Annotated in this window: 18 protein-coding genes; 8 read left to right on the top strand and 10 right to left on the bottom strand. The window is 71.9% G+C overall.

Annotation, left to right across the window (positions count from 1 at the left end; genetic code table 11):
* Nucleotides 1-12: 12 nt before the first annotated feature.
* The 4 genes from SD460_RS41365 to SD460_RS41350 all read right to left on the bottom strand — a co-directional run bounded on the left by SD460_RS41365 (nt 13) and on the right by SD460_RS41350 (nt 6,855).
* Nucleotides 13-2,280: a DEAD/DEAH box helicase gene (locus SD460_RS41365; RefSeq protein WP_290057711.1), complete on the bottom strand. Its 2,268-nt coding sequence runs from the start codon at nt 2,278-2,280 to the stop codon at nt 13-15.
* Nucleotides 2,255-3,595: an ATP-binding protein gene (locus SD460_RS41360; RefSeq protein ID WP_318307579.1), complete on the bottom strand. Its 1,341-nt coding sequence runs from the start codon at nt 3,593-3,595 to the stop codon at nt 2,255-2,257. Before SD460_RS41360 ends, SD460_RS41365 begins: the two co-directional genes overlap by 26 nt.
* Entirely contained in the window at nt 3,592-5,901 is a 2,310-nt protein-coding gene (locus tag SD460_RS41355) for a tellurite resistance TerB family protein (protein WP_290057719.1), read from the bottom strand. The genes SD460_RS41360 and SD460_RS41355 overlap by 4 nt, the downstream gene beginning before the upstream one ends.
* A 168-nt stretch (nt 5,902-6,069) precedes the next feature.
* The gene (locus tag SD460_RS41350; RefSeq protein ID WP_290057713.1) at nt 6,070-6,855 is read right to left on the bottom strand and encodes an IclR family transcriptional regulator; all 786 of its coding nucleotides are present in this window, start codon (nt 6,853-6,855) and stop codon (nt 6,070-6,072) included.
* Between the two features lie 168 nt (nt 6,856-7,023).
* Between SD460_RS41350 and SD460_RS41345 the strand changes: the two genes are divergently transcribed.
* From SD460_RS41345 to SD460_RS41335, 3 genes are read left to right on the top strand one after another with little or no spacing between them, the layout of a single operon-like run.
* Complete coding sequence (locus SD460_RS41345; RefSeq protein ID WP_290057714.1) at nt 7,024-8,133, top strand: mandelate racemase/muconate lactonizing enzyme family protein; 1,110 nt, start codon at nt 7,024-7,026, stop codon at nt 8,131-8,133.
* A gap of 40 nt (nt 8,134-8,173) precedes the next feature.
* Nucleotides 8,174-9,091, top strand: coding sequence for an NAD(P)-dependent oxidoreductase (locus SD460_RS41340; RefSeq protein WP_290057715.1), 918 nt, complete (start codon nt 8,174-8,176; stop codon nt 9,089-9,091).
* 10 nt (nt 9,092-9,101) lie between these two features.
* Nucleotides 9,102-10,223: an iron-containing alcohol dehydrogenase family protein gene (locus tag SD460_RS41335; RefSeq protein ID WP_290057716.1), complete on the top strand. Its 1,122-nt coding sequence runs from the start codon at nt 9,102-9,104 to the stop codon at nt 10,221-10,223.
* 211 nt (nt 10,224-10,434) lie between these two features.
* On the opposite strand, the gene SD460_RS41330 is transcribed toward SD460_RS41335, so the two are convergent.
* The 3 genes from SD460_RS41330 to SD460_RS41320 form a co-directional block, all read right to left on the bottom strand.
* Entirely contained in the window at nt 10,435-10,848 is a 414-nt protein-coding gene (locus SD460_RS41330; RefSeq protein ID WP_290057717.1) for a histone-like nucleoid-structuring protein Lsr2, read from the bottom strand.
* 140 nt (nt 10,849-10,988) lie between these two features.
* The gene (locus tag SD460_RS41325) at nt 10,989-11,147 is read right to left on the bottom strand and encodes a hypothetical protein (protein WP_290057718.1); all 159 of its coding nucleotides are present in this window, start codon (nt 11,145-11,147) and stop codon (nt 10,989-10,991) included.
* A gap of 161 nt (nt 11,148-11,308) precedes the next feature.
* Nucleotides 11,309-11,974: an HU family DNA-binding protein gene (locus SD460_RS41320; protein WP_318307578.1), complete on the bottom strand. Its 666-nt coding sequence runs from the start codon at nt 11,972-11,974 to the stop codon at nt 11,309-11,311.
* Between the two features lie 570 nt (nt 11,975-12,544).
* On the opposite strand from SD460_RS41320, the gene SD460_RS41315 reads away from it, so the two are divergent.
* From SD460_RS41315 to SD460_RS41300, 4 genes are read left to right on the top strand one after another with little or no spacing between them, the layout of a single operon-like run.
* The gene (locus SD460_RS41315; RefSeq protein WP_290062684.1) at nt 12,545-14,287 is read left to right on the top strand and encodes an ATP-binding protein; all 1,743 of its coding nucleotides are present in this window, start codon (nt 12,545-12,547) and stop codon (nt 14,285-14,287) included.
* 35 nt (nt 14,288-14,322) lie between these two features.
* Nucleotides 14,323-15,483, top strand: a complete 1,161-nt coding sequence (locus SD460_RS41310) for an exonuclease SbcCD subunit D (protein ID WP_318307577.1) — start codon at nt 14,323-14,325, stop codon at nt 15,481-15,483.
* Between the two features lies 1 nt (nt 15,484).
* Nucleotides 15,485-18,886 carry an AAA family ATPase gene (locus SD460_RS41305; protein WP_318307576.1) on the top strand — a complete coding sequence of 1,134 codons (3,402 nt, stop codon included), beginning with the start codon at nt 15,485-15,487 and terminating at the stop codon, nt 18,884-18,886.
* A complete protein-coding gene (locus SD460_RS41300; RefSeq protein ID WP_290062952.1) occupies nt 18,883-19,854 on the top strand; it encodes a hypothetical protein in 972 nt (323 codons plus the stop codon). The genes SD460_RS41305 and SD460_RS41300 overlap by 4 nt, the downstream gene beginning before the upstream one ends.
* A 479-nt stretch (nt 19,855-20,333) precedes the next feature.
* Here SD460_RS41300 and SD460_RS41295 read toward each other — a convergent pair whose 3' ends face one another.
* Nucleotides 20,334-20,813, bottom strand: coding sequence for a hypothetical protein (locus SD460_RS41295; RefSeq protein WP_290060397.1), 480 nt, complete (start codon nt 20,811-20,813; stop codon nt 20,334-20,336).
* A gap of 165 nt (nt 20,814-20,978) precedes the next feature.
* On the opposite strand from SD460_RS41295, the gene SD460_RS41290 reads away from it, so the two are divergent.
* Nucleotides 20,979-23,024 carry a glycoside hydrolase family 3 C-terminal domain-containing protein gene (locus SD460_RS41290; protein ID WP_290060398.1) on the top strand — a complete coding sequence of 682 codons (2,046 nt, stop codon included), beginning with the start codon at nt 20,979-20,981 and terminating at the stop codon, nt 23,022-23,024.
* Between the two features lie 23 nt (nt 23,025-23,047).
* Here SD460_RS41290 and SD460_RS41285 read toward each other — a convergent pair whose 3' ends face one another.
* Nucleotides 23,048-23,626 (bottom strand): hypothetical protein, encoded by a 579-nt coding sequence (locus SD460_RS41285; protein ID WP_290060399.1) that lies wholly within the window; start codon nt 23,624-23,626, stop codon nt 23,048-23,050.
* A gap of 57 nt (nt 23,627-23,683) precedes the next feature.
* Nucleotides 23,684-23,929 carry a hypothetical protein gene (locus SD460_RS41280; RefSeq protein WP_086856810.1) on the bottom strand — a complete coding sequence of 82 codons (246 nt, stop codon included), beginning with the start codon at nt 23,927-23,929 and terminating at the stop codon, nt 23,684-23,686.
* Nucleotides 23,930-23,941 lie beyond the last annotated feature (12 nt).

Below are 23,941 nucleotides of genomic sequence, written 5' to 3'. Positions count from 1 at the left end.
CTGTCCGGACAGTTAACACCACACCACGGTCGATGACGAGAGGGCGCCGGAAGTTTGCCCGGAAGTCTCCGTGGGCGGGGTGGCCGTATAACGCTCGGCGACGTTCCGGGCGCATTCGACCGCCCCCGCGCAGTCGAGCGCGGCGGAGGCGAACTGGTCGCAGAGCAGCTCCTCGCTCAACCAGCTGTCGAACTTCTCGACCGCCTTGCTCTCGACCTTGCGGGCGAGTTCCAGCGGATCGGGTGCGGGCCCTTCGGCCACCGTCGTCACGGCGGTCATCGCCGCTTCGCGGGTGGCGCCGACGAGCCGGAGCGCGGCGCCGTCGACCGCCGCTTCCATCCTGGAGGCGTTGAAGATGGCCGCCAGGGTGTGCAGTGCGCGGTCGCCGGTCCACGGCAACAGCAGGGTGTCGGAGCCGTCGGCGATGACCGGATTCCGGTCGAGTTCGAGAGCCGCGTACGCACGCCGGGCTTGCTCGAGCAGCGTTCGCGACTGCTGGTCGAGGTAGGCCGTGACGGTGTCGCCTTCGAGGAGCGTTCGCATCCTTTCCCGGACTTTTCGATGCACCAGCCCGCCGGTGTCGCCCAGCCGCGGCGGCTTACCGCCCGGTGCCGGGGTCAACTGGACGACCTTGTCCTCCTCGTGGACCGCGACGACGCGCCACCGCCGGCCGGCGAAGACCAGCAACAGGCCTTCGTAGAGGGGGAAGTCAATGGGCGTGGTGCCGAGCTGTCGTCCATTGTGGACGAGCCGGTATTCCTCGGGCGTCTGGAAAGCAGCGTAGAACGTGTAGTGGTTGACCGCGGGCTCCCCGCGCCCGCCGAGCAACAGCGTGCCGTCGCCGGCTTGGGTGAGCACGTCTCTGGCGCCGAGGGTGCGGAGCAGATCCGCGAACTGCGCTGTGGTGACGGCCGAGAACGGGCTTCCGCGTCCGCACAGCACGCGGTACGCCTCGGCCGCCCGCGCCCCGCCGTGCTGGGCGATCAACGACAAGAGCTGCTGGATCAGCGTGGACAGGTGCAGCCGGGACGGGTCGGGCGGCTCGCACCAGCGTTCGAGCAGCAGGTCGATCGACGCGATCGTCTGCACCAGCGGCAGCTGCAACCGGTCGAGGAGCGGGGTCTCGGCGTCGATCGCCACCGTGGCGCAGTAAGCACGGAGAACCGCCGGTTCGTCGCGACGTCCGGAGCGGCCGAGCCGTTGCCGCAGCGAAGCGACCGAGGGCGGGGGACCGATCTGCGCGACTTGGGCGATGACGCCGATGTCGATGCCCATCTCCAGCGTGGTCGTGCAGACGGCGGTGGCCGGCTTGGCCGGGTCGCGGAGCATCGCTTCGACGTCCTCGCGGAGTTCCTTGGCGAGGTTGCCGTGGTGGGCGTGGAATTCGTTGGGGACACCCGTGGCGAGACTGCGGTCGGCGAGTTCGGCCGCGTACAGCTCGACCCGTGAACGCGCGTTGGCGAACACCAGATTGGTTCTGCCGCGCAGGTTCGCGAACAGGTGGTCGGCGATGCCGCGGACGGCCATGCCCGTCTCGTCCTCGGTGTCCGGCCGTTCGTCGACGTAGCTGCGCAGCTGCAGTCGCAGTTCCTGGCCGGTCGCCGCCGATTCCAGGACCGTAACCCGGTCACCGTGGTCCGGGCGGAGCTGGTCCGCGGCCAGCGACATGTCGCCGAGCGTCGCGGACAGCCCGATTCTCGGCACTCGCCGCTTGACGGCGATTTCGAGGCGGTGCAACTGGGAGAGCAACTGCGCACCGCGCTCGGTGCCCAGGAAGGAGTGCAGTTCGTCCACGACCACGTACTGCAGGGCCGCGAACAGCCGCGCGAGCTGCGTCCCGCGCAGCACGAACATCGCTTCCAAGGACTCCGGCGTGATCAGCAGGATCCCGGACGGGTCGCGCAGCAGCGCCTGCTTGCGGGTCCCGGCGACATCGCCGTGCCAGCGGTGAGTCCGGATTTCGAGGGCTTCGCACAGCTCCTCGGTTCTGCGGAACTGGTCGTTGATCAGCGCTTTGAGCGGCCCGACGTACAGCGCCTGGATGCCGGGACCGCTTCGTTCGGCGAGCTTCGAGCAGATGGGCAGGAACGCGGCCTCGGTCTTGCCCGCGGCGGTGGCGGCGCCGATGAGGACATCGGTGTCACCGCCGAGGATGGCAGGAATGGCCGCGTCCTGGACGTCGCGCAGTTCACTCCAGCCTTGCTGCCACACCCACCGCTGCACCTTCGGGTGGAGCAGGCCGAAGTGGCGGGCTTCAGATGCGGAGACTGGTGAGTTCATCGGTGCCGTCGGTCTCCTGTGCGTCGAGCTCGTCGGGGAGTGGCTCCAGGTCGGGGTTGGTTTCGGTGTCGATCGAGACGTTCCCGAGCAGCCGGCGCCAGTCGGCGCCGGGGTTCTGGTCGAGCACGGCGAGGAGGTTGACGAACTCCTTGATGGTGTTGCGCGGGGTGCGGAAATACGCGTCGCCGATCCGGCCGGCGCAGTGCTGCATGAACGCCGCCAGTGCCTCGTCCGGGACGAGGTAGGCGGCGGGGTCGCCGCCGGCGTAGACGTGGCGCAGGCGCTCGAGCAGGACGTGCATGTCTTCCGGGGTCAGGTTCGCCAGTCGCAGGACGGGACCGGAGTAGTCGACCAAGCCGCCGACGGCGAAGTTGTTCTCGGCGAGACGACTGCGCAGGGCCTCGTAGCTGTAGAGCCCGCGGCGGGTGTCCATCAGCATCTCCGGGGTACCGCCGAAGCAGAAGCCCAGACCTTCGACGTTGCCCTGGAGGCAGTCGTTGACGATCCGCAGCACCTGCTCGTAGTTGGACTTGCGGGCGCCGGTGTGGGCGAGCTTGTAGAGGTTGACCATCTCGTCGAGGCAGACGAGCAGCCCGGTGAAACCAGCGAGCCGGACGAACCGGGCGATGAGCTTCAGGTGGTCGTAGAAACCGGCGTCGTCGACGATGGTGCGCACGCCCAGCGCCGCACGGGCGTCGGTGCGGGTCGCGAACTCGCCCCGCAGCCACCGGATCGCGTCCGACTTCAGCTGCTCGTTGCCGGTGTCGTGGCCCTTCCAGTAGGCGGCGATGACCTGGGCGAACTCGTACCCGCCGACACTTTCCGACAGCTGTTCGAGCCGGCCTGCGATCACGGTGGCCGGCGACGTCCCGGCGGTGGTGGCTTCCTGGATCGCGGAGGTCACGAACCGCTCGACGATGCTGGGCAGTGCGTTGCCGTCCGGTGTGGAGCGGGTGGCGATGTTGCGCATCAGTTCGGCGTAGAGCGAGCGCGCCTGACCCCCGCTGGCGTGCAGGCGCCGGTCGGGGCTGAGGTCGGCGGACGTCGTGACGAGCTTGCGTTCGGCGGCGATGGAGCGGACCAGGTTCAGGAAGAAGGTCTTGCCCGCGCCGTATTCACCGATCACGAAGCGGACCGCGGAACCACCGTCGGCGATCCGGGCGATCTCCTGGCTCATCGCCGAGACTTCCGCGGCGCGCCCGACCTGGATGTGCTGGAACCCGGTGCGGGGCACCACGCCGGAGCGCAGGGAGGAGATGATCGCGTCCCGGTCGCGGGGGCGCAGGCGGACGGGCTTCTGGGCGGGTGTGGTCATCCGAGCATGTCCTTCACGATGTCCTGGTTGATCTCGATGGGGTCGGCGCCTTCGCAAAGCGGCTCACCGGCGCGGTCGTAAGCCGCCTCGTTGAGCACTTCGAGCGCGCCGTCGGGCAGCAGGCCCGTTTCGGCGGCCAGCGCGTCGAATTCGGCACGGCTCCACGTGTCCTGCTCGACGAGCCGGTGGAACAACCGGGCGTGCGCGGGATCGAGCCCGCCGACCGCGGTCGCTTCGGCCGCTGGGGGTGGTGGAGGAGCGGGTTCGTCTTCGGCGAAGATTTCGGCGAGTTCGGCGGCCACCCGTACCGAGTCGGCTCTCGTCCGCGCGAGTCGTTCCGGGTCCAGGGCCAGCGTCGCCGATCCGGCCGGACCGCTGGGCGGTGCCGGGATCGTGCGGCCGGACCGGCTAGCACCCGGGATTCGGGTGCTGGTCAGTTCGTCCGCCGAGGTCGCGGCGGCGTGCAGGGTCCCGTACACCTCGCCCGGGTCGAGGCCGAGTGTGGTGAACAGCCGCTCCAGGGTGCGGATCTCGTCCGGGGTGACCTGGCCGTCGGCCGCGGCGATCGTGGTGAGCAGCCGCCCCACCGCCGCCTTGCGCGAGGACGGGAGGGACTCCAAGCGCCTGCGCAAAACGGCGGGGGTGGGTGGTTTGGTGAGGACGAGCGCGGCGTGGGCGTCGAGCCGGAGCCGCTCGTCCTCGCTGAGGTCGAGGTCGTCGATCGCCAGTTCCCGCAGCGCGAGCCGCTCAGGCTCGCTCACTGTGCCGTCCGCCGCGGCGACGAGCATGCCGAGGTTGATGATCGCGAGCGCGGCCGCGTAGTCGGTGCCGGGGGCGCTGGCACGGGGATCCGCTCGCCGGAACAGGACGACCGACGACGTCGGGGCCGGTGTGTTCCCGCCGAAGCGCACGTCGGGTTCGATGCCGAGGCCGCGGTGCTCGAGCAGCTGGGCCACGGCGACCGCGTCGGCCTTGGCCAGTTTGCCGGTCTTCGTCGGCCACCTCGAGATCAGCTCCTGGGCCGAAGTGACGCCACGGCCGTCGTCGCCGATCGACTGGGCGGCCCACGACCACAGCGCGTCGGTCTCCGGGCTCGGCTGGTGGGTGACGCCTTCCGGCAGGAGTGCGATGGCCGCGGGCGAGCCGGCGCCGTCGGGATTGCGGCCGAGATAGCGGCTGTAGGCGTCGAGGTCGCCGGTCACGCCATCGACGATGTCGCGCAGCTTCGTGATCGGGCCGGTCAGCTTGCCCAGGTCGGGCAGCTTCGTGTTCTCGAGTGTGACGTGTCCGTAGAAGCCCCTGCTGGCGGCGTAGTAACCGACGGAGAGGCGGGTCTTGTTCGGCTTGACGACCATGCCGTCGCCGAACTTCGCGCGGTACCGCTCGCTGAACAGCTCCAGGAACTCGTCCGGGCACCGCGCCGCCGGCGTGCGGAGGTGGGCGTCGGGATGGTGGCCGTACCAGGACAACGCCCAGTCCGCCGGAACCGGACGTCCGTCGACGGCCAACTGGGCCAGGCCCACCTTGAGCTCCACAGGCAGCTCGTGGCTCCATTCGGGAACTCGCGGCGCCGCGCGGTCGTAGCGCACGGTGGGGTCGAGGAGCGCGACCGCGTCGAGCAGTCCTTCGGCGTAACCGCGGAAGGACCGGTTGTTCCGGTAGATCCCGAGCAGTCGGCGGACTTCGCCCACCAGGGTGGCGAACTCCGCGTCTGCGTCGTCGAGGTCGGGAAGCTCGGTCAGCAGGCGCCGCTCGAGACCGTAGAAGTACAGGAAGACGTAGCCGATGCAGGCGTTCGGGTTCGCGCGGCCACCGGCCAGCCAGGCGAGGTAGGCGCTACGGGCCTGAGGGGAGATATCGGCGTAGGACGGCCAGTAGCCCATCGACTCGCCGGACCAGTCCGGATTGCGGAGGTCGACCGGCAGGGTGGGGTCGATCAACGCGGGTTCCGTCCCGATGCCGGCGGCGTCGGGCATGCCGGTGCCCACGTAGAGCAGGCCTCCCAGCAGCGTCGTCCCCGCGACGACGGTGTCCTGGCCGTGCGAAACCCACTGGTACGCAGGACGGGCCTCCGACGGCTGGGGAGCCGGCGCGGGCCGGCGGGCAGGAGCGGGTGCTGGGGGCCGGACAACTTGTGGGGTACTGGAGTGCCGGGCTTTCTGCTGCGGTCGCTGCGCCGGCCGTTGTGGCGCCGGCCGCGGGAGTGGCGCCGGCCGTTGCGTCGCCGGGCGCGGGAGCGGTGCCGGCGGAGGTCCGGGCCACGGCTGCTGACGGACTGGTGGCGGCTTGGGTCCGGACGCCCGCATGGCCACCCGGACCAGCAGAGTCACGATGGCCGCCGCGACCAGAAGTATGACCAGCGCTGCCAAGAGCCGTCCCCTCGATCGTGCGCCGTTCAGGCGGCACACCGTCTTGTTCTCGGTGAGGGATCGGTGGTAGCGGAACGAGAGTTACCGACTTGATCGAATCGTCACTCAGGTGAGGTGGGTCGTCTGCTGCCGGCCCTCCCAGCCCAGGTGGGCTGAAATCTTCGCCGCCGCCTTCGCCGTCTCCCGGCCGGCCTCCTCCAGACGATCTCCCAACCGTGAAGCAGGAGCCGAGACGTTCAACGCCGCGATCACGCGGCCGCGGAAGTCGCGGATCGGGGCGGACACCCCCGCCAAGCCCGGCTCGAACTCCTCGCGGACCTGGGCGTAACCGTCCCGGCGAGCCTCCTGGATCCGCAACCACAGCTCCGGCAACGAGGGCACCCCCGAAGCCGCAAAACGGACGTACAAGTCGTCCGGAGTGGCGTCCAGCAACAAGACCCGGCCCGCCGACGTCGTGGGGGCCGGGACTCCCCGGCCTTCCCAGCCGTGGACGCGGAACGAGTGACCCGACACCGACAGCAGCGTCAACACTTCTTGGTCGCGCAGCACGCACAAGTGGTTGGTCTCTTCGAGTTCGGCCGCGAGTTCGCGCATCACCGGTTCGGCGGCACGCACCAGCCGGTCTTCCACCGTGCGTGCGACCAACGAGAACAGGCGCCAGCCCAGGCGATAGCCGAGTGTGTCCGGGTCGCGCTCGACCACGCCTTCCTCGGCGAGGGCCTTGAGGGCGCGAGACACCTGGCTCTTCTCGCGGCCGGTGAGCTGGGCGAGGCGGACGACGCCCAGCTCACCGGCGCGGTGCGCTTCGGGGGAGGCCAGTGCCTCCAGCAGGTCCAGGTCGCGGCGGAGGCCGTACCCCTGGTGCCGGGCGCCGTCGTCCGGGGTGGGCATGGCACGGAAAGTACCCGGGCGTGCGGGGGTTGGCGCCAGCGCAACGGGCATTGCGATCTCCGGCAAGGTCTTGCCCGGCGTTTTCCCGTTCTCCTACCGTCGGATCGGCCGCACTCCCGATCGACCTGGAGCACCCATGACCTTCGCGGGCACCCGCGCGGTGGCGGGATGAAGATCACCGCCATCACCCTCGACCGGCTGCGGCTCGACCTCGACCCGCCGCTGCGCGCCGCCTGGGATCCGGATCCGCGCCGGCACTTCGACGCCACCGTCGTGCGCGTGCACACCGACGAGGGCGTCACCGGCATCGGCTCCGGCGACACCATGGCCGGCTTCGACGCCGTCGAGCACCTGTTCCTCGGCGAGGACCCGCTGGACATCGTCCGGCACGTCAAGGCCATCGAGACGGCCAACTTCCACGGCGGGCGCTTCTGGCCGCTGGAAGCCGCGCTCTGGGACATCATCGGAAAGGTCGCGGGGCTGCCCGTGGCGGCGCTGTTCGGGAACTCCGCCCGTGCGCTGCCCGCGTACGCCTCTTCGGCGGAGCTGAAGCCGCCGCCGGAGCGCGTCGAAACCGCGTTGCACGCCCGTGAGATCGGGTTCCGGGCGATGAAGATCCGCATCGACCGCGACCGCGTCGACGACGGGGCGGCCGCCGTCGCCGCGGTGCGGGACGCGCTCGGCCCGGACTTCGGGATCATGGTCGACCTCAACCAGTCCTGGCGGATGGCCGGCGACACGAGCGCCGCGTCCGACCTGGCGAAGACGCGGAAACTGGTGCGGCGGCTCGCCGAGCTGGACGTGCTCTGGGTCGAGGAACCGTTGCCCTACCACGATCTGGCCGGCTTCAAGACCCTCCGCGCGGAGAACCCGGGCGTGCGGATCGCCGCGGGCGAAATGCACCACTCCGTCCCCGAACTGCTGCGGTACCTGGAAGAGGACGTCCTGGACGTCTACCAGATGGACGTCGTGCTCGCGGTCGGCCTGCACCGGGCGCGCACGCTGGCCGAGCTGGCCCAGCTCAAGCACCGCGCGTTCACCCCGCACAGCTGGACCAACGGCATCGGCGTGCTGGCCAACCTGCACGTCTCGGCCGGCGTCGGCGGCGGGCCGTACTTCGAGTTCCCCTGGGACCCACCGGGGTGGACACCGGAACGCCGCGACTTCATGCTGGCCGAACCGGTGACGATCAACGCCGACGGCGAGGTCGAGGTGCCGCCCCGGCCCGGGCTCGGCGTCGAACTGGACGAAGAGGCGGTGCGACGGTGGCGGATCTGACCTGCGGGAACTGGTTCACCGAGTCCACTTCGGACCCGGCATGAAGATCGGTTTCATCGGCCTCGGCAACATGGGCCGTCCCATGGCGCGGCACCTGATCCTGGCGGGCTACGACGTCACCGTCCACGACGTCCGGTCCGACGCGGCGCTGGAGCACCTCGGCCTGGGTGCCCGTTGGGTGGACAGCCCCGCCACCTGCGCGGAAGGCGTGGACGTGCTCATCACGATGCTGCCCACCCCGCGGATCGTCGAGGACGTCCTCCTGCGCGGCGGCGCGGCGGAGGCGCTCGCCCCGGGCGCGCTGTGGATCGACATGTCCACTTCGACGCCGGCGGCGGCCCGGCGCGTCGCCGAGGAGGTGCTCGACGCGCGAGGTGTCCGCCGGCTCGACGCCCCGGTGAGCGGGATGGCCCGCGGCGCGGAAGCGGGGACGCTGCAGATCTTCGCGGGCGGTGCGGTCGAGGATTTCCGCGCGGCGCTGCCGGTGTTCGAGGTGCTCGGCGACCCGGCCAAGATCCAGCACGTCGGCGCGGCGGGGCACGGGTACACCGTCAAGCTGATGCTCAACCTGCTGTGGTTCTGCCACGTCGTCGCCACGTCCGAGGTCCTCGCGATGGGCGTCAAGGCGGGTGTCGACCTCGGTGTGCTGCGGTCGGCCCTGCTGGCCAGCCCCGCCGCGTCGCACTTCCTGGAGCACGACGTCCTGTCCGTGCTGGTGGACGGCGACTACGACGACTCCTTCGCCATGGTGCTGGCCTGCAAGGACCTCGGCCTCGCCGTCGACCTCGCGCGGGACACCGGCGTGCCGGCTGAGCTCGCCGCGCTGGTCGAGCAGATCTACCGCCGCGCGAAGGCGTCCTACGGAGACCTGGCCGGGGAGATGAGCCCGGTCCGGCTCTACGAAACCTGGGCGGGCCGCGACTTCCGCCTGCCCGTGCCCACCGTCCCGGCTGTTTGAAGGAGCGAGCATGCGCCTGTCCGTCGAACCGAGCGGCCGCACCGAGTACGGCCCCGGCGTCGTCGCCGAACTGCCCGCGCTCGTCGAGCAGCTGGGCCGCACCCGGGTGTTCGTGGTCACCGACCGCGGCCTGCGGGCGACCGGGATCGTCGGCCGGGTCGAGAAGATCCTCGCGGGGGCCGGGATCGAGTACACCGTCCACGAAGACGTCGGCCCGAACCCGTCGACGGCCGAACTGGACCGCGGCGCCGCCAGCCTGCGCACGTTCGGCGACGCGGCGGTGCTCGCGCTCGGCGGCGGTTCGGCACTGGACGCGGCGAAGGGGATTTCCCTGCTCGCGGGCAACCCACCGGCCACCGCGGCGGACGCCGACCGCCTGTGGGACGCCGCCGACGGCCTCCCGCTGATCGCCGTCCCGACGACTTCGGGCACGGGCGCGGAGACCAACGGCTTCGGCGTCACGGAGGACGTCCGCGCCTGCCGCAAGGTCTACATCGGACACCCGTCGGTGAAGCCGCGGATCGCCGTCCTCGACCCCGAGCTGACCCTGGCCCTCCCGGCGGCGATCACGGCCGCCTCGGGCCTGGACGCCCTGGTCCACGGCATCGAGTCACTGGCTTCGCGCGGCTCGAGCCCGATTTCGGCCGCGTACGCCACCCAGGCGATCACGCTGGTCGGCCGCTGGCTGCCGGTCGCGTTCCGGGACGGGAGCGACCTCGAGGCACGGTCTCACCTGATGCTGGGCGCCCACCTGGCGGGGCACGCGCTGACGCTGTCGGGACTCGGCCTGGTCCACGGCATCGGGCACGCGCTGACCGCCCACACCGGCACGCCGCACGGTGTCGCACTGGCGGCGGTGCTGACGGAGGTGATGGAGTTCAGCGCGGAGGCGGCCGGTTCCGCTTACGAGAGCACGGCGTGGGCGCTGCGGGTGCCGCCCGGGGCGGCGATCGCGGCAGTGCGGGAGATTGCGGGCGGGCTCGGGATTCGCCGCCCGCTGCGGGAGTTGGGGGTGGCGCGGGACAGGATCCCGGCGATCGCTGCGGACGCGGTCGCGGACGCTGTGACGAAGAACGCCCCGAGGCTGCCTCTTGAAGCCGAGGTCGTGTCGCTGCTGGAGTCGGTTTACTGAAGGGGCCGGCCGGGCTTGGATCTCGGCGGCGTGGAGCAAACCGTGGGAGAAGAAAGAATGCGCGGCCCGGAATTCGGGTTACTGCCAAAAGTGACGAGTTGGTCGCTGCCCGTGCCGGGCGGCGGCGGGGAAATGGCCTCCGTCGGCGGCGAGGGTGTTCAGTCCTTGCCGCCAACGGGCCGGGTTCCCCGGTGATCTGCCGGCCATCGCCTTACTTCTTCGCGGCGGCGACCTTCTTGCGCGGGGCACGCTTGCGCGGGGCGGCCACGGGGGTTTCCGCCTCCTCGACCTGGGCCTGCTCGTAAGCCGCGATCACCTCGGACGAAAGGCGGCCGCGCTCGGAGACCTCGTAGCCGTTCGCGTTGGCCCAGGCGCGGATCTGCTGGTTGCGCTCGCGGTCGGTCGTGCTGGTCGTGGTCGACTGGCCGGTGGCCACGCGGACCTTGCGACCGCCGATGCGGCGGCCGGCCGCGACGTAGCGGGCCAGTTCGTCGCGCAGGGAGGCGGCGTTGTCGTCCGACAGGTCGATTTCGTAGGTGACGCCGTCGAGGCCGAACTGAACGGTCTGGGCGGCTTTGCTGCCGTCGATGTCGTCCAGGATCTCGACGAGGACTTTCTGGGCCACGGGAATGCTCCTCAGCTGGATGTGCGTCCGGGGAACGTGACGTGTGACAAGTTGCACAATGGTCGACGTCCTTCGGTGGAGTGTATCCAGTCGAGGATCGGTACGGCAATTTCCCGTCCACTTACGCGACGTTCGGCGGGTTAATCGGCTCGCATTCCCGGATCGTCGCCCTGCTCGCCTTGTGCCTCGCCGTCGTCGGCATCGGCCAGATGGGCCTCTTCGGCCGCCTCTTTGGCCTCCTTGATGGACTGACGGCTGTGGGCGAGGTCCGCCGGGTCTTGGGGCCGGTTCTCCGTCATCGCTGCTCCTTTGCCGGGTCTGCTTCCCGGCGGCTACCCCGGAACCGGATGCGGCAACCACCGGCGTTCACTCCAACGGGTGGCCGGGACCGGTTTCAGGGAACGCGGAAGGGCCCCGCACCGAACTCGGTGCGGGGCCCTTCCGGCGCGTGGAGCCGGTGTTACTTCTTCTTGGCGGCGGAAGTGCGCTTGGCCGGGGCCTTGGCGGCGGCCGGCTTCTTGGCCGCGGCGGTCTTGGTGGCGGCCGGCTTGGCGGCGGCCTTGGCGCGGGTCGTGGTCGCCTTCGCGGTGGTGGCCTTGGCCGCGGTGGTCTTCGCCGCGGTCTTCGGGGCCGCCTTGGTGGCGGTGGCCTTGGCGGCCGGCTTCGCCGCGGTGGCGCGGGTCCGCGTCGTGGTCGCGCGCGTGGTGGCCGGCTTGGCGGCGGCCGCACGGGTCGAGGTGGCCCGCGTGGTCGTGGCCTTGGCCGGGGCGGCCGCCTTGGCGGTGGTCGCGCGGGTGGTCGTGGCCGCCGTGGTGGCGCGCTTGACCGGAGTGGCCTTCGGCAGCTTCTTGGTGCCGGAGATGACGTCCTTGAAGGTGGTGCCGGCGCGGAAGGCGGGCACGTTGGTCTTCTTGACGCGCACGGCCTCGCCGGTACGCGGGTTGCGCGCGGTACGGGCGGCGCGGGCGCGCTTCTCGAACACACCGAAGCCGGTGATGTTGACCTTCTCGCCCTTGTTGACCGTCCGGATGATGATGTCCACCAGACCGTCAACGGCCTGCGAAGCCACCTTCTTGTCGCCCAGGCGCTCCGACAGCGCCTCGATCAGCTGGGCCTTGTTCGTCATTCCAGTCCTCCATAGTGGAACTACTAGTCACGGCCCATCTCGGCCGACACTGCACACGGTATTACCAATACCGCACAAAATCCAACCGGGGGTCGAAATATTTCCTTGTGCGGGGGCGAGTTCCGCCTCTTGGACGGCCCTGGCCGGAGACTTCCGGGACGCGGACCCGGAGTCCGTGCACGGCCCTGAGCAGGCAAAACACGGGTCCGGCGCCGTCCACAGTGGTCGTCCATATAGGACCGGAGGGCCTTTTGGAGAACTTTCGCCGCGACACGCCGGGAGTGGCCTGTGGGGGAGGCCACCGGGGGCCGATCCCGCGCAGCGGCGGGGGATCGGGGCCCGTCCGGAGCCGCTTCGCCGTGGAGCCAGGCGGAAGCGGGACGCCCTCCGGTGGCACCGATCGGAACCGCCTGTGGTGGCAACGGATCTCCCCGAAGGGTGAACTCACTCGTTCGGCGCAGTCCTGGCTTCGGTGGACATCCCGGGCGGCAACGCCGTGTTGGGCGCGGACCGGAAACCCCGGCGGGCTAGTCTGCCGCGGGAGGAACACCCGCGCGGACAGGGAGAACCGTGGACCAGGAGACGCTCACCACCGTGGTCGGACGGGTGGCAGGCACCGAGGACTCGACGCCGCTGCAGTTCTGCGTGGCCATCGATCCCGACGCCTATCTGCAGCTCGACGACGTCGTCGTGACCCGGCGGGATCTGCCGGGGCTCGGGCAAGTCACCTCTTACGGCGTGGTCACGCAGGTGAGCGCGCGGCACGAAGGCGCCAGCTTCGGCAGCGACGTCTTCCTGATCTCCGACGGCGTCCTGCCCGCGCAGGTGCAGGAGATCGCCGAGATCGCCACCACCCGCGTCGAACCCGAGTGCTACGTGCCGCCCAAGCCGGGGGCCGTCGTCCAGCGCGCCGTGGGAGAAGATCGCGCGCAGGCGCTGTACTTCGACAACATGACCCGCCAGGTGGCGGTCGGCCTCGGCCGGGACGGCGAACCCGTCTACCTCAACATGGACTTCCTCGACGGCACGCGGGGCGCGCACGTCAGCATCAGCGGGGTCTCGGGCGTGGCCACCAAGACGTCGTTCGCGTTGTTCCTGCTGCACTCGATCTTCCGCGGCGGGGCCCTGCCCAACGCCCACAACGCCAAGGCCCTCGTCTTCTCCGTGAAGGGCGAGGACCTGCTGTTCCTCGACACCCCGAACGTCCACCTCGACGAGAAGCTCAAGGCCGAGTACGCCAAGCTCGGCCTGCCCGCGGAGCCGTTCGCCTCCGTCGGGTTCTACGCGCCGCCGACGCCGTCGGACACCACGGGGAAGCCTTACGTCACCGGGCGGACGTCCGGGGTCGGTGCGTTCTGGTGGACCATCGCGGAGTTCTGCGCGAAGGACCTGCTGCCCTACGTCTTCGCCGACGCCGAGGACGAGCGCAACCAGTACACGATGGTCATCCACCAGGTCGCGAACCGGTTGCGCCTCGACAGCACCCCGGCGGGCAAGGACGGCGCCGCCAACGTCGACGGCGTGCTGTGCCGCACCTACGCCGAACTCGTCGACGTCATCTGCGACCGGGTCACCGACGAGGAAACCCGCGCGAGCTGGGCGGGCGCGGTCACCGGCGCGGGCACGGTCAACGCGTTCATCCGCCGCCTGCGCTCCAGCCAGCGCGCCCTGTCCGGCCTCATCCGCGGCGACCTCGCCGACCACCCCGCGCGCTCGTTGTCCACGGAGAACCAGCAGGTGACCGTGGTGGACATCCACAACCTCGTCGAGCGCGCGCAGCGGTTCGTCGTCGGTGTGACGCTGGCGGCGGAGACCGCGCGCAAGGAAGCCGCCGGCCCGGGCGGGTTGCTGTTCACCATGCTGGACGAGCTCAACAAGTACGCGCCGCGGGAAGGCAGCAGCCCCATCAAGGAGGTGCTGCTCGACATCGCCGAGCGCGGCCGGTCCCTCGGCGTCATCCTGATCGGCGCGCAGCAGACCGCCAGCGAGGTCGAACGGCGGATCGTCAGCAACAGCTCGGTGCGGATCGTCGGGCGCCTCGACGCCGCCGAGGCGTCGCGGCCCGAGTACGGCTTCCTGCCGCAGAGCCAGCGGGTCCGCGCGACGCTCGCCACGCCGGGCACGATGTTCGTGAGCCAGCCGGAGATCCCGGTGCCGATCGCCGTCGGCTTCCCGTTCCCGGCCTGGGCCACGCGGCTTTCCGAGGCCGGCCAGGTGCCGGTGAAGACGGCGGCGGCACGGAAAGCCGATCCCTTCGCCGGCCTGCCGTCGGGGAGCGCCGACCCGTTCGGTGACGACCCGCCTCCCTTCTGAGCCCGCTGCCCGCTATCCGAACGGAAGGACGAAGTGTGAAGTTCCTGCACACCTCCGATTGGCACGTCGGCAAGACGCTCAAGGGCCGCAACCGGCTCGACGAACAGCGCGCGGTGCTCGGCGAAATCGTCCGGATCGCGCGGAACGAGGAGTTCGACGCGGTCCTCGTCGCGGGCGACCTGTACGAGACGTCGGCGCCCTCGGCCGCCGCGCAGGAGCTCGTGGTGCAGGCGCTGATGGCGCTGCGCGACACCGGCGCCGAGGTGCTGGCCATCGCCGGGAACCACGACCACGCCGCGACGTTCGAGGCCTACCGGCCGCTGCTGCGCAAGGCGGGCATCCACCTCACCGGGAACCCGCGCCCGGCCGCCGACGGCGGGGTCGTGTCGTTCGACACGCGGTCGACCGGCGAACGCGTCAACGTCGCCGTGCTGCCGTTCCTTTCCCAGCGCTACGCGGTCCGCGCCGCCGAGCTGCTCACCGGGACCCCGGCGGACAACGTCGGCGAGTACGACCAGCGCGTGCGCGACATCCTGGAGCACCTCAAGGAAGGCTTCACCCCCGGCGCGGTGAACCTCGTCATGGCGCACCTGACGGTGACCGGCGGGGCGATGGGCGGCGGGGAACGCGCGGCCCAGTCCATCTTCGAGTACCACGTGCCGGCCACGGCGTTCGGCGCCGACCCGCACTACGTCGCCCTCGGCCACCTGCACCGGCGCCAGTCGCTGCCCGCCGCGTGCCCGGTGCACTACAGCGGTTCGCCGTTCGCCGTGGACTTCGGCGAGCAGGACAACAAGAGCGTCGTGCTCTCCGTCGAGGTTTCGCCGACGACGCCGGCGAAGATCACGGACGTCCCGCTGACCTCGGGGCGGCGGCTGCGGACCGTCCACGGCACGGTGGCGGAACTGACCGGCCGGGCTGAAGAGTTCGGCGAGGACTACCTGCGCGTCTACGTCCGCGAAGCGACCAGGGCCGGGCTGCGCGAGGAGATCCAGGAAGCCCTGCCGCACGCGCTGGAAATCCGCATCGACCCGGAGTTCGCCGCGCCGGTGACGACGTCGGGCGGCGACCGCGCGATCGCGGACCGCTCACCGGGAGAGCTGTTCGCGTCCTACTGCGAGGAGCGGACCGTCGACGACAAGCGCGTCCAGTCGCTCTTCGCGCGGCTGCACGACGAAGAGACGAGCGGGGTGTGACATGCGGCCAGTGCTGCTGGAGATGACCGGGTTCGCGTCCTTCCGCGAGAAGACCGAAGTCAGCTTCGCGGACACCGACTACTTCGCGCTCGTCGGGCCGACCGGCGCGGGCAAGAGCACCGTGATCGACGCGCTCACCTTCGCCCTCTACGGCTCCGTCGCCCGCTGGGACCACGAAGGGCTCGTCGCGCCCGCGCTGGCCCCGACGGCGAACCGCGCCACCGTGCGGCTGGTGTTCGACGCCGGCGGCATGCGCTACCACGTGGTGCGGGAAGTCCGGCGCAGCGGCGGGAAGAAACCCACGGTCAGCGTAAAGAACGTCCGACTGGAGCGGCTGATCGACCCGACCGCGCTGGGCGGCCCGGAGGACGACGCCGACCCGGTCGCCGCGGACTCCGAAGTCACCCCGGCGATCGAGCGCCTGCTCGGGTTGACGTTCAAGCACTTCTGCACCTGCGTGGCGCTGCCGCAGGGCGACTTCGCGGAGTTCCTGCACGCCAAGGCCGCCGACCGGCAGAAGATCCTCATCAAGCTGCTGGGCCTGGAGGTCTACGAGCGGATCGGGCGGCGCGCCGGAGTCACCGCCGAGCAGCAGAAGCAGCGGGCCGCCGTCCTGACCGAACAGCTGGGCAGCTACGCCGACGCCACGGACGAAGCCGTCGAAGCGCTCGCCGCGCGGATGACCGCCCTGGCCGAGCTGGACGAGCGCGTGACCGCGGCCCTGCCGGGGCTCAACGACGCGACCCGCGCGCACGACGAAGCCCGGCAATGCGTCGCCGTGCTGACGAAGGAACTCGCCGTCCTCGACGCGCTGGAACGCCCGGACGGCGTCGAAGACCTCGAAACCCGGCGCCAGGCCGCGGCGGACGCCGTGACGGCCGCGCGGGCCGGGCTGGAAACCACCGAAGCGGCGGACGAAGCGGCCCGTGCCGCGCTGGCCGCCGCGCCGGACCGGAGCGCGCTGGAGCGGATCCGGGCCGCGCGCACGGAGCTCGCCGAAGCCGAGAAGGCGCTTCCGGGCCTGGAAGAAGCGGCGAAAGCGGCGACGGCGGCGAAGACGGCCGCGTCGGCGGCGGTCACCGAAGCCGTGGCCGCGGTCGACGTGGCCCGCAAGACCCGGGACACCACCGCGCGGGCCGCCGAGGACGCCGCCGCGCGCGCGGACGTGTCCCGCCGGGAACGCGACCGGCTGAGCGGGCTGCGGCCGCCCGCGGATCTCGGGGACCTGTCGGCGGAGGCGGCGCGGGTGGCGAAGCGCACGTCCGCCGCCGAAACCCGCCTGCGTACCGCCGAGGCCGCCGACGCCGAAGCCCGCGCGGCGCTGGCCGCGCAGCCCGACGTCGCCCCGCTCGCCGCCGCGCGCTCCGACGCCCGGACGCTCTACGCGGTCGCCGAAGCCCAGCGGAAAGCGGCGCCCGAGCAGGCCGCGCGCCGGAAAGAACTCGATGCGGCGCGGGCCGCCTTCGCCCGTGCTGACGCTGAAGTCACCGCGGCGAAGGCGGCGGTGACCGACGCCGAACGGGCCGGGCAGGCGCTGGGCCTGCGGGCCGGGCTCGCCGTCGGGCACCCGTGCCCGGTGTGCGAGCAGGAAGTCGCGACGCTGCCCGACGCCGGCGGGCACGCCCACCTCGCGGAGGCACGGGAGCGTCTCGAAACGGCCGAAGCCGCTCGCGCCGCCGCGGAGTCCGTGCTGCGCAAGCTGGAACGGGCCGTGGACCGTGACGCTGACTCGGCCGCGTCGGCGGCCGCGCAGGCGGAAGAACTGCGCGTGGTCCTGGCGGAAGTGGCCGGACCACCGGAGTCGGTGGTCCTGCGCCGCGAGGTCGAAGCGACGTTTTCCGAGCAGGACTACGCGGATCTCGTCACGGCCGTGCGCGAGCGAGGCGAGTGGCTGTCGGCGACGATCGAGGCCCGCACGCGCGTCGCCGAGGCCGCGAACGCCGCCGACCGGGAACTGGCGGCGGCCCGCGCCGACAACGCGGCCGCGCGGCGCGAGGCCGAAGGCGTCGAGAAGTCCTTCGCCGCGGCCAAGGAAGCCCTGCGGGCGGCCCGCGATCCCCTGGTGGGGCTGGGCGCGCCCGCCGTCGACACCGGCGACGTCCCGGCGGGCTGGCGGCTGCTGACGTCGTGGGCGGCGTCGGCGGTCGAGGAGCGGCGGACCGCGCTGGCCGCACTCGAAGCGGCCGCCGAAGCCGCGGGCAAGGAAGCCGTCGTCGCGGCGGACGACCTCGCCTCCGCCGAGCGGACCGCGGACCAACGGCGGAAGCAGGCGGGCGAAGCGGCGCTGGCCGAACAGTCGGCGAGCACCGCGCTGACGACCACCCGGCGCCGGCAGGGCGAACTCGGCTCGGTGCTGGCGGGAGCGCCCTCCGCCGACGTGGTCACCGAGCAGCTCGCGAAGGTGTCCGAACTGGAACAGGCCGCGAAGCAGGCCGACGCGGACCTGCGCGCCGCCCGCGCGGCCGCGAAACAAGCGGGGGAAGCTCAGGCCCGCGTCGCCGAACAGGTCGCCGCCGAACGGCAGCGGTTGTCCCGCGCCCGCGATCCCCTGGTGGGTCTCGGTGCCCCGCCGATCGACGGCGAAAGCCTCCTCGGTGCCTGGACCGCGCTCACGGACTGGGCGGCCGGGCAGGCGGGCGAGCACCGCGACCGGCTGGCCGCCGCCCGCGCCGCCGAGGGCGAAGCCGCCGAAGCGTTGCAGGCGGCCGAACGCGCGGTCACCGGCGACATCGCCGCGCTCGAAGTCGCGCTGCCGGAAGGATCGGTCCGGGACCGGGCGCCGGTGGCCCTCGCGACCGCGCGGGCCCGCGCCGAAGCCGACCACACGGAGATGAAGCGGCGCGTGGCGCACGTGGCGGGCCTGCAGGCCGACATCGCGGCCGCGGAAGCGGAGGCGCAGGTCGCGCGGCTGCTCGCGGATCTGCTGCGCTCGGACAAGTTCCCGCGCTGGCTGATCGCCGGGGCGCTGGACACGCTGGTCGCCGAGGCGTCGGCGTCGCTGCTCGAACTCTCCGGCGGCCAGTTCGAGCTCACCCACGACAAGGGCGACTTCCTGGTGGTGGACCACAACGAGGCCGACGCCCGGCGCCCGGTCAAGACGCTGTCCGGCGGCGAGACGTTCCAGGCGTCGCTTTCGCTGGCGCTGGCGTTGTCGTCCCAGCTCGGCGCGATGGCCGCGGAAGGCGCGACCCGGCTCGAGTCCATCTTCCTCGACGAAGGCTTCGGGACGCTGGACGAAGCGACCCTCGACGTCGTGGCGTCCACGCTGGAGAACCTCGCCGCCACCGGCTCCCGGATGGTCGGGGTGATCACGCACGTGCCCGCGCTGGCCGAGCGCGTCCCGGTGCGGTTCCTGGTCACCCGCGACGGCTCCGGCTCGCACATCGGCAGGGAGGGCGCATGACCGCCGTGGCAGGCATGAACTTCAGCATCGACACGTGGGACCCGGGTTACGGCAGTTCGATGGAGGCCGAGGAACTGGGCCGGTCCCAGGCCGAGGTCGAGCTCGACGTCGAGGTCCCGGAAGACGAGTGGGCGCCGATCGACCCGTCCCCGGTGACCCCGCCCGAGGCGGTGCTGTTCGTCGACGGCGTCCGGCGGATCGACGCGCGCGTCTGGATCGACGACCCGGCGGGCACGAACTCGGCGTCCATCGGCATCTGCGCGTCCTACGCGGCCGGCGTGGTGTGCTGCTGCGAGGGACAGGCGCACGTCGTCGGCACCGACGTCCGGCGCGGACTGTTCACGGTGGCGCCGCAGGCGGACGACATCGAGACCCCGGCCGGGCTGTACACGGCGTACCGCGCGGCGCCCAAGGACGACAAGCCGCTGCCGGTGGTGCTGTCCTCGGCGCTGCAGGAACAACTGGCTCTGGTCGAGGAGGAGACGGCGGTCCGGGCGCGCACGGCCAGTCACGTGCGCGGCGACCTGCTCGTGGTCGACGGGCCGTTGCGCGGACGGGCACACCTGGAGCGGGCGGTCGGGTTCATCAAGAGCCACCAGACGACGTACCTGCCCGGCGAGCTCAACGCGATGGTCGGCGCGCTCGGGCCGCACCAGCGGACGCCGGTGTTCCTGATGGGCACGACCTGGGTCCGGCACTCCTGGTACCTGCGCCTGCCGTCGGTCGGTGGCCCGCCGTGGTCGGGCGTCGTACGCGTGGAGGCGGCCCCGCACCTCGGACGCGCGGAGGTGGCCGGCCTGGCGAACCTGACGCAGTCGGTGCTGGGGCGGTTCGCGTCGGTGGCTTATAAGGATTCGCGGGCGCCGCAGAACCTGTACCCGATCGCTGGTCTTGAGCGCGACCTGCGGCACCGGCTGGGGGATCAGCAGTTCGTCTACCGGGCGTTGAGGCTGGCCGCGTCCCGCTGACCTGAAGGGGACGTTCCTGTCATGTGATGACAGGAATGTCCCCTTCCTGGCGCGGGGCCTGCGCTCCCCGTTCTCGGGCTGGGTGGGGGTCGCGAATGAGTCATTGGCGGCCTCTGGGGTCTCGAATGAGTCATTCGCGACCTTCGCGGGGCGCTCACCCGCGGCGGCGGAGCGGGCCGGGCGGGGCCGGTGCCCGCGCGCCCGTGGAGCCGCACGGCCGCGGCAGAGCCGCGGCGGGCACGGCCGCGGCGGGCTGGGCCCCCGGGCGGTGGAGCGGGCCGGGCCGGTGCCCGCGGAGCGGTGGCCGCGGCGGGGCGTGGCGGGCAGAGCCGCGGCGGGCTGGGTCCTGGGGCGGTGGAGCGAGCCGGGCCGGTGCCCGCGGAGCGGCGGCCGCGTGGGCGAGGCGGAGCGGGCCGGGCTGGGCCCCGGGGCGGCGGGCCTGGGAGCACGGGCCGCCCCGGGGTGTCCTGTGTGGAGGGTCAGCTCACCGAGCCGTCTCCGGTCTGCGGGGCGCCCGCCGGCTTGACCGCGACCTGCGGCTTCACCGGCTTGGCGGGCTTCGACGTCGTCGGCGGCTTCGGCTTCGGCGACGTCGGGTGGGCCGAGCTGCTCGGCGGCGGCGTGCCCAGGATGGTGAAACTGCCGGTGGCCACGCGCCCGTCGGAGCACGTGAACCGCGCGGTGTACTTGCCGGGTGTCTTGATCGCCGTGGTGTGGCCGCCGGCGCGGCCCCAGTTGCCGCCCTCGGTGAACACCAGCGGGGCGGCGAAGCCCTTCGACGTGACCGGGCCGGCCGGGCTGCAGCCGCCGAGGGCCGCGTGGGTCTCCGCGTCGACCCGGCCGCCCGGCTCGACCTGCTGCGTGAGTCCCCAGCTGACGTCGGCCGCGCTCGCCGGGGCCGCCAGGGTGAGCGTCGCCGCGCTCGCCGTCATTAGGCCGATCAGGGTTTTCTTGACCATGGTTCGTCCCCTCTCCTTCACGCTCCCTCCCACGCTTGAGCCGGGGAAATGGTTGAGTCCACCGGAAATTTCATGTACGTGAACGATTGCCGCATCTATGTTTACCGGTCACGTATGGGTTAGCTTGGCCGCCGTCGATCCCGTTCGATGCCGAGGGAGATTGCGATGCGGCTCGTTCTCGCGGTGGTCTTGGGTTTGTCGCTGGCGGCGCCGGCGGCGGCGGACGCGCAGCCGTGGCGGGACGCCCGGCAGGCACCGGATCGCCGGGCCGCCGAGCTGATCGCCGCGATGACCCTCGACGAGAAGATCTCCCAGCTGCACCTGCAGCCCGACGCGGAGCACCAGCGGTTCGTGCCGCCGATCCCGCGTCTCGGCGTACCCGGGTTCCGCATCGCCAACGGCCCGGCCGGCATGGGCCCGGCCGACGACAAACCGCAGAAACCCGCGACCGCGCTGCCGGCCACGATGGCGCTCGCGTCGACGTTCGACACCGGTCTCGCGCGCCGGTACGGCCGGCTGATCGGCGACGAGACCCGCGCGCTCGCGCACAACGTGTCCGAGGCGCCGGACATCAACATCGCGCGCGTCCCGCGCAACGGCCGGACGTTCGAAGGCATGGGGGAGGACCCGGTGCTGGCCGGCGCGCTCGCCGCCGCCGACATCCGCGGCATCCAGGAGAACGGCACCATCGCCGAGGTCAAGCACTACGCGGCGAACAACCAGGAGACCCAGCGCCAGAGCATCGACGAGCACATCGACGAGCGCACGCTCAACGAGATCTACCTGCCGCACTTCGAAGAGGCCGTCACCGAAGGCCGCGCGGGCTCGGTGATGTGCGCCTACCCGAAGATCAACGGCGTCTTCACGTGCGAGAACCCGGCGCTGCTGCAGGACAAGCTGCGCGACGACTGGGGCTTCCGGGGTTTCATCCAGTCCGACTGGGGTGCCGCGCACAGCACCGTCGGGTCGGCGAACGCGGGCATGAACCTCGAGATGATCGACGGCACCTGGTACGGCGAGAGGATGAAGCAGGCGGTGCTCGCCGGGCAGGTGACCGAGCGGCGGGTCGACGAGCTGCTGCTGCCGCGGTTCCGCACGATGTTCGCCTTCGGGCAGTTCGACCACCCGCCGGTGCTCTCGCCGCTGCCGACCGCCCGGCACGACGCCGCCGCGAAGGAGTTCGCCGAACGCGGCATGGTGCTGCTGCGCAACGAGCACGCCCAGCTCCCGCTCGACGACCGCGCGGTGAAGTCGATCGCGCTGATCGGGCCGTTCGCGACCAGGGCCAAGACCGGCGGCGGTGGCAGCTCGGCCGTCATCCCGACGTCCACAGTGGACCCGTTGCCGGGGCTGCGCCAGCGCGTGCCCGGCGCGGTCGTGACGCTGGACGACGGCGGCGACGTCGCACGGGCGGCCGCGCTGGCGGGCACCGCGGACGTCAGCGTCGTGATGGTCGGGGACAACGAGGCCGAGGGCAAGGACCGGCCGAGCCTGGCACTGGAGGGCAACCAGGACGCGCTGGTGGCCGCCGTCGCCGCGGCGAACCCGCGCACGGTGGTCGTGGTGAAGAGCGGCGGCCCGGTGCTGATGCCGTGGGCGGCTTCGGTGCCCGCGATCCTGCAGGCGTGGTACCCGGGCCAGCAGGACGGCGCGGCGGTGGCGAGCGTGCTGTTCGGCGACGTCAACCCGTCGGCGAAGCTGCCGATCACGTTCCCGGCGGCGGACGCGGACACCCCGGCGAACACACCCGCGCAGTTCCCGGGCGTCGGCGGCGTCGCGACCTATTCGGAGGGCCTGCAGGTCGGCTACCGGTGGTTCGACGCGCAGGACCGAGCGCCGCTGTTCCCGTTCGGGCACGGCCTGTCGTACACGACGTTCGCGTTCTCGGGTCTGTCGGTGCGCCCGGCGGGTGACGGCGCGACGGCGACGTTCACGGTCCGCAACACCGGACGGCGGGCGGGCGCCGACGTGGCCCAGCTCTACCTGGGCTTCCCGGCGGCGGCCGGTGAGCCGCCCCGGCAGCTGAAGGGGTTCTCGCGGGTTTCGCTGGCTCCGGGGGAGTCCCAGCGGGTGACGATCCGGCTGGACGCGCGCGACTTCTCGACGTGGGACACGGCGACCCACGCGTGGCAGCCGGCGCGGGGCGGGTTCACGGTGTCGGTCGGCGATTCTTCGCGGTCCTTGCCGCTGGTGGCGTCGCTGACGCGGTGAGGGTGCGAGCCGCGCGCCGGGTGTCAGCCCTTGCAGCCCGGCGCGGTCGCGGCCGCCAGCATCAGTTCCGGTGATTCCGCCATCGGCGCGACCGGGTCGTAGGTGCCGTCCAGGTCCTGCTGCGCGAGCGTCATGGCGTCCGCCGCCGGGCGCTGGGAGGCGCCGTCGCCCGGCTCGGCTTTGTCGAGCGCCTTCTTCGCGTCCGTCGCGCGGTCGCGGGACCTCGTGAACTTCGCCACGAACGCCTGCCGGACCTTCTCGGCGACCGGGACCGGGGCCGGCGGCAGGGCGGTCAGCTTGCCGACCACCTCGCCGGTGCGGGCCGCGATGCCGCCCAGGGTCGTGCTCAGCGCCTGCTGCGCTTCGGTCACCGAGCCCGGCTCGGGCTTCGGCGATCCGGCTTCCTCGTTGGTGCGCTCGCGGTAGCCCTTGATCGCGGAGCAGAAGCCGTCCATCCAGCTGAGCACGGCCGGGTCGGCGGCCGCGGGTGTCGACGGCGTCGTGGGAGCCGTCACCGTCACGGTCGGCGGCGCCGCCGGGGGCGCGCCGGAGCACGCCGTCAGCAGCAGGCAGGCGCCGAGCAGTCCCGGAACGATCTTCATGGATCCCCCTCGCGGTGTCCTCGGCGAGTACACGCGCGAGCCTGCCCGAAGGTTGCTTCAGGCCGCGGCGAGGGTGCCGCCCAGCGCGCGCTGCCCGTCGTCGGTGAGCTCCGCCCGCGTCCACTGCCCGACCGCGACGACCCGCGCCGGCCGGATCAGGCCCGCCCGCGCCAGCTCGTGCGCCGTCGCCTGGTCGCAGCACGGCAGGCCGTCGACCCGCAGGTCCGGTTCGCAGCTGCAGGTCAGTTCGGCGCGGCCGGCGCCGACCGCCCGCAACATCGCCAATGCCCGTCTGTTCAACATCGTGGTCCCCCT

The organism is Amycolatopsis solani (genome assembly GCF_033441515.1).
GTDB lineage: Bacteria > Actinomycetota > Actinomycetes > Mycobacteriales > Pseudonocardiaceae > Amycolatopsis > Amycolatopsis solani.
Note: the sequence above shows the minus strand (reverse complement) of the source record. Positions and strands in the feature narration are given on the sequence as shown.